The organism is Ideonella sp., assembly GCF_035254525.1.
Classification (GTDB): Bacteria; Pseudomonadota; Gammaproteobacteria; order Burkholderiales; family Burkholderiaceae_C; genus Ideonella.
In genome coordinates, this window is the sequence record NZ_DATFAN010000171.1 from 26711 (window position 1) to 36312 (window position 9602).

The 9602-nt window shown below is 68.4% G+C and carries 7 protein-coding genes and 1 pseudogene; 7 read left to right on the forward strand and 1 reads right to left on the reverse strand.

Annotated elements, in window-relative coordinates:
• Nucleotides 1-8: 8 nt before the first annotated feature.
• From VJ693_RS18015 to VJ693_RS18025, 3 genes are read left to right on the forward strand one after another with little or no spacing between them, the layout of a single operon-like run.
• Nucleotides 9-1541, forward strand: coding sequence for an acyl-CoA carboxylase subunit beta (locus tag VJ693_RS18015; RefSeq protein ID WP_324156372.1), 1533 nt, complete (start codon nt 9-11; stop codon nt 1539-1541).
• A 20-nt stretch (nt 1542-1561) separates the two neighbouring features.
• The gene (locus VJ693_RS18020) at nt 1562-3637 is read left to right on the forward strand and encodes an acetyl/propionyl/methylcrotonyl-CoA carboxylase subunit alpha (RefSeq protein WP_324156373.1); all 2076 of its coding nucleotides are present in this window, start codon (nt 1562-1564) and stop codon (nt 3635-3637) included.
• Between the two features lie 12 nt (nt 3638-3649).
• Nucleotides 3650-4210 carry a VOC family protein gene (locus VJ693_RS18025; RefSeq protein WP_324156375.1) on the forward strand — a complete coding sequence of 187 codons (561 nt, stop codon included), beginning with the start codon at nt 3650-3652 and terminating at the stop codon, nt 4208-4210.
• Between the two features lie 19 nt (nt 4211-4229).
• Here VJ693_RS18025 and VJ693_RS18030 read toward each other — a convergent pair whose 3' ends face one another.
• Nucleotides 4230-4661, reverse strand: coding sequence for a hypothetical protein (locus VJ693_RS18030; protein WP_324156376.1), 432 nt, complete (start codon nt 4659-4661; stop codon nt 4230-4232).
• Between the two features lie 141 nt (nt 4662-4802).
• Between VJ693_RS18030 and VJ693_RS18035 the strand changes: the two genes are divergently transcribed.
• From VJ693_RS18035 to VJ693_RS18050, 4 genes and pseudogenes are all read left to right on the forward strand, one after another.
• Nucleotides 4803-6698 (forward strand): propionate--CoA ligase, encoded by a 1896-nt coding sequence (locus tag VJ693_RS18035; RefSeq protein WP_324156378.1) that lies wholly within the window; start codon nt 4803-4805, stop codon nt 6696-6698.
• 311 nt (nt 6699-7009) lie between these two features.
• Nucleotides 7010-7939 (forward strand): LysR substrate-binding domain-containing protein, encoded by a 930-nt coding sequence (locus VJ693_RS18040; protein ID WP_324156380.1) that lies wholly within the window; start codon nt 7010-7012, stop codon nt 7937-7939.
• 51 nt (nt 7940-7990) lie between these two features.
• Complete coding sequence (gene leuC, locus VJ693_RS18045) at nt 7991-9397, forward strand: 3-isopropylmalate dehydratase large subunit (RefSeq protein ID WP_324156381.1); 1407 nt, start codon at nt 7991-7993, stop codon at nt 9395-9397.
• Between the two features lie 139 nt (nt 9398-9536).
• Nucleotides 9537-9602: pseudogene (locus VJ693_RS18050) on the forward strand (3-isopropylmalate dehydratase small subunit); the annotation flags it as partial.

A 9602-nucleotide genomic window follows, 5' to 3' on the forward strand; every position in this document is an offset into this window, starting at 1 on the left:
ACCAACACATGCACGACATCCAGCAGATGCTCGAGGAAAAGCGCGCCAAGGCGCGGCTGGGCGGCGGCGAGAAACGCATCGCGGCCCAGCACGCCAAGGGCAAGCTGACCGCGCGCGAGCGGATCGAGCTGCTGCTCGACGAGGGCACCTTCGAAGAGTGGGACATGTTCGTCGAGCACCGCTGCGCCGATTTCGGCATGGCCGACAACAAGATCCCGGGCGACGGCGTCGTCACCGGCTACGGCATGATCAACGGCCGCCTCGTCTTCGTCTTCAGCCAGGATTTCACGGTCTTCGGCGGCGCGCTCAGCGAGGCCCACGCCGAGAAGATCTGCAAGGTGATGGACCAGGCGATGAAGGTCGGCGCGCCAGTCATCGGCCTGAACGACTCCGGCGGCGCGCGCATCCAGGAAGGCGTGGCCTCGCTCGGCGGCTATGCCGACGTGTTCCAGCGCAACGTGCTGGCCTCGGGCGTGATCCCGCAGATCTCGATGATCATGGGCCCCTGCGCCGGCGGCGCGGTGTATTCGCCGGCGATGACCGATTTCATCTTCATGGTGAAGGACTCGTCGTACATGTTCGTCACCGGCCCCGAGGTGGTGAAGACCGTGACGCACGAGGATGTGAGCGCCGAGGACCTGGGCGGTGCGCTGACCCACACCGGCAAGAGCGGCGTGGCCGACCTGGCCTTCGACAACGACGTCGAGGCGCTGCTGATGCTGCGGCGTTTCTTCAACTACCTGCCGCTGAACAACCAGGACAAGCCGCCCGTGCGCCCCAGCGGCGACCCGGCGACGCGGCTCGATGAATCGCTCGACACGCTGGTCCCCGACAACCCGAACAAGCCCTACGACATGAAGGAGCTGATCCTGAAGGTCGTCGACGACGGCGACTTCTTCGAGATCCAGCCCGACTACGCCCAGAACATCGTGATCGGCTTCGCGCGCATGGAAGGCGCGACGGTCGGCATCGTGGCCAACAACCCGCTCGTGCTCGCCGGGTGCCTCGACATCAAGAGCTCGATCAAGGCGGCGCGCTTCGTGCGCTTCTGCGATGCATTCAACATCCCGGTGGTGACCTTCGTCGACGTGCCCGGCTTCATGCCCGGCACCAGCCAGGAGTTCGGCGGCATCATCAAGCACGGCGCCAAGCTGCTCTATGCCTACGCCGAATGCACGGTGCCCAAGATCACCGTGATCACCCGCAAGGCCTACGGCGGGGCCTACGACGTGATGGCCTCCAAGCACCTGCGTGGCGACGTGAACTTCGCCTGGCCGAACGCCGAGATCGCGGTGATGGGCGCCAAGGGCGCGGTCGAGATCATCTTCCGCGAAGACAAAGGCGACCCGGCCAAGCTGGCCGCGAAGGAAGCCGAATACAAGGCCCGCTTCGCCAACCCCTTCGTCGCCGGCAGCCGCGGCTTCATCGACGACGTGATCCAGCCGCACGAGACCCGCAGGCGCATCTGCCGCAGCCTCGTCATGCTGAAAGATAAGAAGCTCGACAACCCGTGGCGCAAGCACGGCAACATCCCCCTCTGATCGCGCAGGAGCCGTCGAACATGTTCAAGAAGATCCTGATCGCGAACCGCGGGGAAATCGCCTGCCGCGTCATCAAGACCGCGAAGAAGATGGGCATCGCCACGGTGGCGGTGTATTCGGAGGCCGACAAGGACGCGCGCCACGTCGAGCTGGCCGATGAAGCCGTGCTGCTCGGGCCGGCGCCCAGCCGCGAGAGCTACCTCGTGGCCGACAAGATCATCGCCGCCGCCAGGCAGACGGGGGCCGAGGCGATCCACCCGGGCTACGGCTTCCTGTCCGAGAACGAGGCCTTCGCCAAGCGCGTCGAAGACGAGGGGATGGTCTTCATCGGGCCGAAGCACTACTCGATCGCCGCGATGGGCGACAAGATCGCCTCGAAGAAGCTGGCGAACGAAGCGAAGGTCAACACCATCCCCGGCTACAACGACGCGATCGAGACGCCCGAAGCAGCGGTCGAGATCGCCAAGGGCATCGGCTACCCGGTGATGATCAAGGCCTCGGCCGGCGGCGGCGGCAAGGGCCTGCGCGTGGCCTTCAACGACAAGGAGGCCTTCGAGGGCTTCAGCTCCTGCCGCAACGAGGCGCGCAACAGCTTCGGCGACGACCGCGTGTTCATCGAGAAGTTCGTCGAGGAGCCGCGCCACATCGAGATCCAGATCCTCGGCGACAGCCACGGCAACGTGGTCTACCTGCACGAGCGTGAATGCTCGATCCAGCGCCGCCACCAGAAGGTCATCGAGGAGGCGCCGTCACCCTTCATCAGCGACGCGACCCGCAAGGCCATGGGCGAGCAGGCCGTGGCGCTGGCCAAGGCCGTGAAGTACCAGAGCGCCGGCACGGTGGAATTCGTGGTTGGCAAGGACCAGAGCTTCTACTTCCTCGAGATGAACACCCGGCTGCAGGTCGAGCACCCGGTGACCGAGTGCATCACCGGGCTGGACCTGGTCGAGCAGATGATCCGCGTGGCGGCCGGCGAGAAGCTCGGCTTCACCCAGGGCGTGATCCGCCGCGAGGGCTGGGCGATCGAGTGCCGCATCAACGCGGAAGATCCGTTCCGCAACTTCCTGCCGTCGACCGGCCGGCTCGTGAAGTACCAGCCAGCGGTGCAGAACCTGGAGCAGGGCACGCCGACGCTGCAGGGCGCGGCCTATGCCGACGGTCGCTTCGGCGGCACGCGGGTGGACACGGGGGTCTACGAAGGCGGCGAGATCCCGATGTTCTACGACTCGATGATCGCCAAGCTCATCGTGCACGGCCGCGACCGCAACGACGCGATCGCGAAGATGCGCGAGGCGCTCAACGCCTTCGTGATCCGCGGCATCTCGAGCAACATCCCGTTCCAGGCGGCGCTGCTGGCGCATCCGAAGTTCGTCACCGGCCAGTTCAACACCGGCTTCATCGCCGAGCACTACGGCCAGGGGTTCTCGGCGGCCGACGTGCCGCATGACGATCACCTGTTCCTCGTCGCGCTGGCAGCCTTCGTGCGCCGCAAGGCTCGCGAGCGCGCGGCCGGCATCAGCGGCCAGCTGCCCGGCCATGGCGTCGCGCACGCGCCGGATCTGGTCGTTGTCGAGTTGGGCCCCGAAGGCCGTCACACCCACCACCAGGCCCGGGTGGCCAGCTTCGACGCGGCGACTGGCCATGCCGACATCCACGTCGACGGGGCCCACTACGCGATCCAGAGCCACACCAAGCTCGGCGAGATCCTGATGACCGGGCGCTGCAACGGGCTGCCGTTCTCGGCCCAGATCGAGCGCGGCCCGGCCAAGAACCCGCTGGCGCTGCGCATCAACCACAACGGCACGCAGGTCGAGACGCTGGTGCTGCTGCCGCGCGCGGCCGAGCTGCTGAAGCTGATGCCCTACAAGGCGCCGCCGGACCTGAGCAAGTTCCTGCTGTCGCCGATGCCGGGCCTGCTGGTCGACGTGGCCGTCGCGCCCGGCCAGAAGGTGCTGGCCGGCGAGAAACTCGCGGTGATCGAGGCGATGAAGATGGAGAACATCCTTCTTGCCACGCAGGACGGCGTCGTCGGCGAGGTGCTGGCGAAGAAGGGCGAGAGCCTGACGGTCGACCAGCCGATCATCGCGTTCACTTGATCGGAGGTGACGATGAGCGAAGAGACCACGAGCCCGGCGCCGGGCCGCCCCAAGGCGGGCGAGGTTCCCTCGGGGGACCGGTCGGCGTACTCGCCGACCGAGGGGCGGGCATTCCGCATCCTCGGCATCCAGCAGGTCGCGATCGGCGGCCCGAGCAAGAGCAGGCTCAAGGCCCTGTGGGTCGACATGCTGGGCCTGACGGTGAAGAGCACGTTCGTCAGCGAGCGCGAGAACGTCGACGAGGACATCTGCGCGCTGGGCAGCGGCCCGACCGCCGTCGAGGTCGACCTGATGCAGCCGCTGGATCCGGAAAGGAAGCCCGCCGTGCACACCACGCCGTTGAACCACGTCGGCCTGTGGGTCGACGACCTGCCCAGGGCGGTGGAGTGGATGAGTGCCAACGGCGTGCGCTTCGCGCCCGGCGGCATCCGCCGCGGCGCGGCGGGCCACGACATCTGCTTCATCCACCCCAAGGGCAACGACGAGTTCCCGCTTGGCGGGGAGGGTGTGCTGATCGAGCTGGTGCAGGCGCCGCCGGAGGTGGTGGCGGCGCTGGGAGGCGCCGCCGGCTAAGGGCGCCGGCGGCGGGAGCTCAGGCCTTGGCCTTGCCCGGTTTTGCAGCCTTGCCGCCCGTCGCCGCGCTGGACGCGATCGGGGCGAAGGCTGCGGCCGCGGCGGAGGGCGCTGCCGGTGCGGCGGCCTGGTCGGCCGGCTCGGCCTTGTCCTCGGCCGGCGGCGCGCCCTTGCTGTCGGCCGAACCGTCCTTGTTTTCGGCCGGCTTGGCCGGGATGAAGATCACCTTGCGCACGACGATCGCCTCGGCGCCTTCGCCCTTGGTGATCTCGTTGACCTTGAACCGGCCCAGCATCGCCACAGGGTGGTCGCCCTTCTCGGCGGCCACGATGGATTCGCGGATGACCGTCAAGGCGGACTTCACGATCTGCTCGGCCTTCTTGTCGGCGATGTCGCCGAGGATCTTCGGGTCTTTGGCGCGCAAGGCGGCAACGATGTCGGTCGGCTTCAAAGGAGCTCCTTGGAGGGTGGTTTCATGCAGATGGCTTGACGGAACACATGATACGAGCGGCCGGGCTGACAGTGCCCTGTCAGGCGCCGGCAGTGCAATCAACGACATTCACGGACGCCGATTCCCAGAGGAGACAAGGCCATGACCAGCTATGCCGATTTCCACCGCCGCTCGATCGAGGACCGCGACGCGTTCTGGGCCGAGCAGGCCGCGCTGATCGACTGGCAGGCGCCATTCGAGACGGTTTGCGACTACACGAACCCGCCGTTCGCGAAGTGGTTCGCCGGTGGCAAGACCAACCTGTGCCACAACGCCGTCGACCGGCACCTGAAGGGCCGGCCGAACCAGAACGCGCTGATCTTCGTGTCCACCGAGACGAATCAGGAGCGCATCTACAGCTTTGCCGAACTGCATGCCGAGGTGCAGCGCATGGCGGCGAGCCTGCTGTCGCTGGGCGTCAGGAAGGGCGACCGGGTGCTGGTCTACATGCCGATGATCCCGGAGGCCGCCTTCGCAATGCTGGCCTGCGCGCGCATCGGCGCGATCCACTCGGTGGTGTTCGGCGGCTTCGCCAGCGTGAGCCTGGCCAGCCGCATCGACGATGCCGAGCCGGTGGTGATCGTCAGCGCCGACGCCGGCTCGCGCGGCGGCAAGATCGTGGCCTACAAGCCGCTGCTGGACGAGGCGATCCACCTCGCCGCCCACAAGCCGGCCAAGGTGCTGATGGTCGACCGCGGCCTGGCGCCTTTCGCCAAGGTCGAGGGCCGCGACGAGGATTACGCGGCGCTGCGCGAACAGCACCGCAACGCCACGGTGCCCTGTGAATGGGTCGATTCGACGCACCCGAGCTACACGCTGTACACCTCCGGCACGACCGGCAAGCCCAAGGGCGTGCAGCGCGACACCGGCGGCTACGCGGTGGCGCTGGCCGCGAGCATGAAGCACATCTTCTGCGGCCAGCCCGGCGAGACCTACTTCTCCACCAGCGACATCGGCTGGGTCGTCGGCCACAGCTACATCATCTACGGCCCGCTGATCGCCGGCATGGCGACCATCATGTACGAGGGGCTGCCGATCCGCCCCGACGCGGCGATCTGGTGGAGCCTGGTCGAGAAGTACAAGGTGACCGCGATGTTCAGCGCGCCCACGGCGATTCGCGTGCTGAAGAAGCAGGATCCGGCGGCCCTGTCCAAGCACGACCTGTCGAGCCTTCGCGCGCTGTTCCTGGCCGGCGAGCCGCTGGACGAGCCAACCGCGAAGTGGATCGCCCAGTCGCTGGGCAAGCCCATCATCGACAACTACTGGCAGACCGAGACCGGCTGGCCGATCCTGACCATCTGCAACGGCGTCGAGAAGGCGCCGAGCAAGTTCGGCTCGCCCGGCAAGGCGGTGTACGGCTACGACGTCAAGCTGATCGACGAGGCCACCGGCGAGGAGCTGACCGGAGCGAACCAGAAGGGCGTGGTGACGATCGAGGGCCCGCTGCCTCCGGGCTGCATGCAGACCGTGTGGCGCGACGACGAGCGCTTCGTCAAGACCTACTGGTCGACGATTCCCGGCAGGCAGGTCTACTCGACCTTCGACTGGGGCATTCGCGACGAGGACGGCTACTTCTTCATCCTCGGCCGCACGGACGACGTGATCAACGTCGCCGGCCACCGGCTGGGCACGCGCGAGATAGAGGAGAGCATCTCCAGCCACCCGAACGTGGCCGAGGTGGCGGTGGTCGGCGTCGCCGACCAGCTCAAGGGCCAGGTGGCGATGGCGTTCGCCGTGCTGAAGGACCCGAGCCAGGCGGCCACCGCGGCCGATGCGCTGAAGCTCGAGGGCGCGATCATGAAGGTGGTCGACGACCAGCTCGGCGCCGTGGCCCGCCCCGCACGCGTGCGCTTCGTCAGCGTGCTGCCCAAGACCCGCTCGGGCAAGCTGCTGCGTCGCGCGATCCAGGCGGTGTGCGAGGGCCGCGACCCCGGCGACCTGACGACGATCGAGGACCCGACCGCGCTGCAGCAGGTGAAGACCCTGGTCCAGGGCTGAACATCCGCCGCCCCATTCGAGGCCGCCTTCGGGCGGCTTTATCATTCGTGCTTGGCGAAGGCTTGCTTGCGAATCGCCGTGCACACGGCGGCTAGCCTTCGTGCACGATCATGGCTGCGACGGGCTGCTGGCCCTGGGCTTACCGGCCCAGGCGCCGGCCTCGGCGGCCAGCCTGACCCGGGCCCGGCCGAGCGAGGAGATAGTGCCCCCAGGGCTGGGCTGCGCCCAGCCCGCCCCCCCGCGGGGGTCAAGGAAACTTGGGGCGGCCCGGCGTTTCCTTGGGCAGCTGTCGCGCCCCGATTCGTTTTGCCATGCGCTTCGACCTCGTCACCCTCAACCTCGTGCTTGCGATCGCCGAGTCCGGCAACATCACCCGGGCCGCCGAGCGCGAGCACCTGGCGTTGGCCGCGGCAAGCAAGCGGCTGAAGGACCTGGAGACGCGGCTGGGCGTGCAGCTGTTCGAGCGGCGCGCCCGCGGCGTCGAGCCCACGGAGGCCGGCCGCGCGCTGGTGCGCCACATCCGCAGCCTGAACGCCTCGCTGCATGCGCTGGAAAGCGAGGTCGTCGAGTTCAGCCGCGGCATCAAGGGTCACCTGCGCATCGCGGCCAACGCGGCAGCGATCGCCGAGTGCCTGCCGGCCGACCTGGCCGCCTTCTCGCGCGAGCACCCGCAGATCCGCATCAGCCTGGAAGACCTGACCAGCGCCGACGTGCAGGCGGCGGTCGCGGAAGGGCGTGCCGATGTCGGCATCTTCGCGCCGCCGCTGGTCGACAAGCGCCTGGCCACCTGGCCCTACCGCGCCGGCGAACTGGCGGTGGTGCTGCCCAAGGGGCATGCGCTCGCCGCCGGCGGGGGCGCCCTGAGCTTCGATGCGCTGCTCGACTACGACATGGTCGGCCTGCACATCGGCGCGTCGGTGCACGAGCTGATGCTGCAGCGCGCGCTCGAGCGAGGCCGCACGCTGAACGCGCGCCTGCAGGTGCGCGGCTTCGACGCCATCGCCCAGCTCGTCGGCGAGGGCCTGGGCGTGGCGGTGCTGCCGGCGGCCGTGGCCGAGCGCTTCGCCAGGCTGTTCGCGATCACCGTGCGCCCGTTGGCCGAGCCCTGGGCGCGGCGCCGCTACCTGCTGGCGGCGCAGGCGCAGGAGGTGCTTCCGGCCGTCGTGCAGCGCTTCATCGACACGCTGGCGCGGCTGGCCGCCGCCCAGCCGGAGACCCCCGAGCCCGCCCCGAATCCCTGACAATTCACCCCTTGGCCGCGCCAGCAGCGGCCCCCAGACCGAAGACCCGCCATGACCGCACGCACCCTGTACGACAAGCTGTGGGACGAGCACGTCGTCCACACCGAGGAAGACGGCACCGCCGTCCTCTACATCGACCGCCACCTGGTGCACGAGGTGACCAGCCCGCAGGCCTTCGAAGGCCTCGACATCGCCGGCCGCAAGGTCTGGCGCCTGTCGGCCAACCTCGCGGTGAGCGACCACAACGTGCCGACGACCGATCGCTCGCACGGCATCGCCGACCCGGTGTCCAAGCTGCAGGTCGACACGCTGGACAGCAACTGCGACCGCTTCGGCATCACGCAATTCAAGATGAGCGACAAGCGCCAAGGCATCGTGCACGTGATCGGCCCCGAGCAGGGCGCCACGCTGCCGGGCATGACCGTGGTCTGCGGCGACAGCCACACCAGCACCCACGGCGCTTTCGGCGCGCTGGCGCACGGCATCGGCACCAGCGAGGTCGAGCACGTGCTCGCCACGCAGACGCTGCTGGCCAAGAAGGCCAGGAACATGCTGGTCAAGGTCGAGGGCGCCTTGCCCCGCGGCTGCGGCGCGAAGGACGTGGTGCTCGCCATCATCGGCAAGATCGGCACGGCCGGCGGCACCGGCTACACGATCGAGTTCGCCGGCTCGACGATCCGCTCGCTGAGCATGGAAGGGCGGATGACGGTGTGCAACATGGCGATCGAGGCGGGCGCGCGCGCCGGCCTGGTCGGCGTGGACGATACGACCATCGACTACGTCAAGGGCCGGCCGTTCTCGCCCAAGGGCGTCGAGATGGAGCAGGCGGTGCGCTACTGGCGCACCTTGCATACCGATGCCGGCGCCTCGTTCGACAAGGTGGTCGAGATCGACGCGACGCAGATCAAGCCGCAGGTCACCTGGGGCACCTCGCCCGAGATGGTGCTGGCCATCGACGACCGCGTGCCCGACCCCGACAAGGAAAAGGACAGCGTCAAGCGCGGCGCGATCGAGCGCGCGCTGCAGTACATGGCGCTGGAGCCGAACAAACCGATCGGCGACATCCGCATCGACAAGGTCTTCATCGGCTCGTGCACCAACAGCCGCATCGAGGACATGCGCGAGGCGGCTGCGGTCGTGCAGCGCGTCGGCGGCCGCATCGCGAGCAACGTGAAGCTCGCACTGGTGGTGCCGGGCTCCGGCCTGGTCAAGGCCCAGGCCGAGGCCGAGGGGCTGGACAAGGTCTTCAAGGCGGCGGGCTTCGAGTGGCGCGAGCCCGGCTGCTCGATGTGCCTGGCGATGAACGCCGACCGGCTGGAGCCGGGCGAGCGCTGCGCCTCGACCAGCAACCGCAATTTCGAGGGCCGCCAGGGTGCCGGTGGCCGCACCCACCTCGTCAGCCCGGCGATGGCCGCCGCCGCCGCGATGGCGGGGCACTTCGTCGACGTGCGCCGCTGAAATGCAACACCCCCGAAGCGCCTTCGGCGCCTCCCCCTCGAGGGGGCCACACCAAAGGCCCGGCAAAGCCGGCTCCTTGGTGTGTGCTGGGTTCTGTATCACGCTGCCAGTGAAGTGCTGGCAAATCTGACGGACAGACATGGAAAAGTTCACCGTGCACAAGGGCCTGGTGGCCCCGATGGATCGCGCCAACGTCGACACCGAC

Excerpts from the sequence above, each read along its gene's own strand:
- VJ693_RS18015 (WP_324156372.1), top strand. The coding sequence starts at position 9 with ATGCACGACATCCAGCAGATGCTCGAGGAAAAGCGCGCCAAGGCGCGG.
- VJ693_RS18020 (WP_324156373.1), top strand. The coding sequence starts at position 1,562 with ATGTTCAAGAAGATCCTGATCGCGAACCGCGGGGAAATCGCCTGCCGC.
- VJ693_RS18025 (WP_324156375.1), top strand. The coding sequence starts at position 3,650 with ATGAGCGAAGAGACCACGAGCCCGGCGCCGGGCCGCCCCAAGGCGGGC.
- VJ693_RS18035 (WP_324156378.1), top strand. The coding sequence starts at position 4,803 with ATGACCAGCTATGCCGATTTCCACCGCCGCTCGATCGAGGACCGCGAC.
- VJ693_RS18040 (WP_324156380.1), top strand. The coding sequence starts at position 7,010 with ATGCGCTTCGACCTCGTCACCCTCAACCTCGTGCTTGCGATCGCCGAG.
- leuC (WP_324156381.1), top strand. The coding sequence starts at position 7,991 with ATGACCGCACGCACCCTGTACGACAAGCTGTGGGACGAGCACGTCGTC.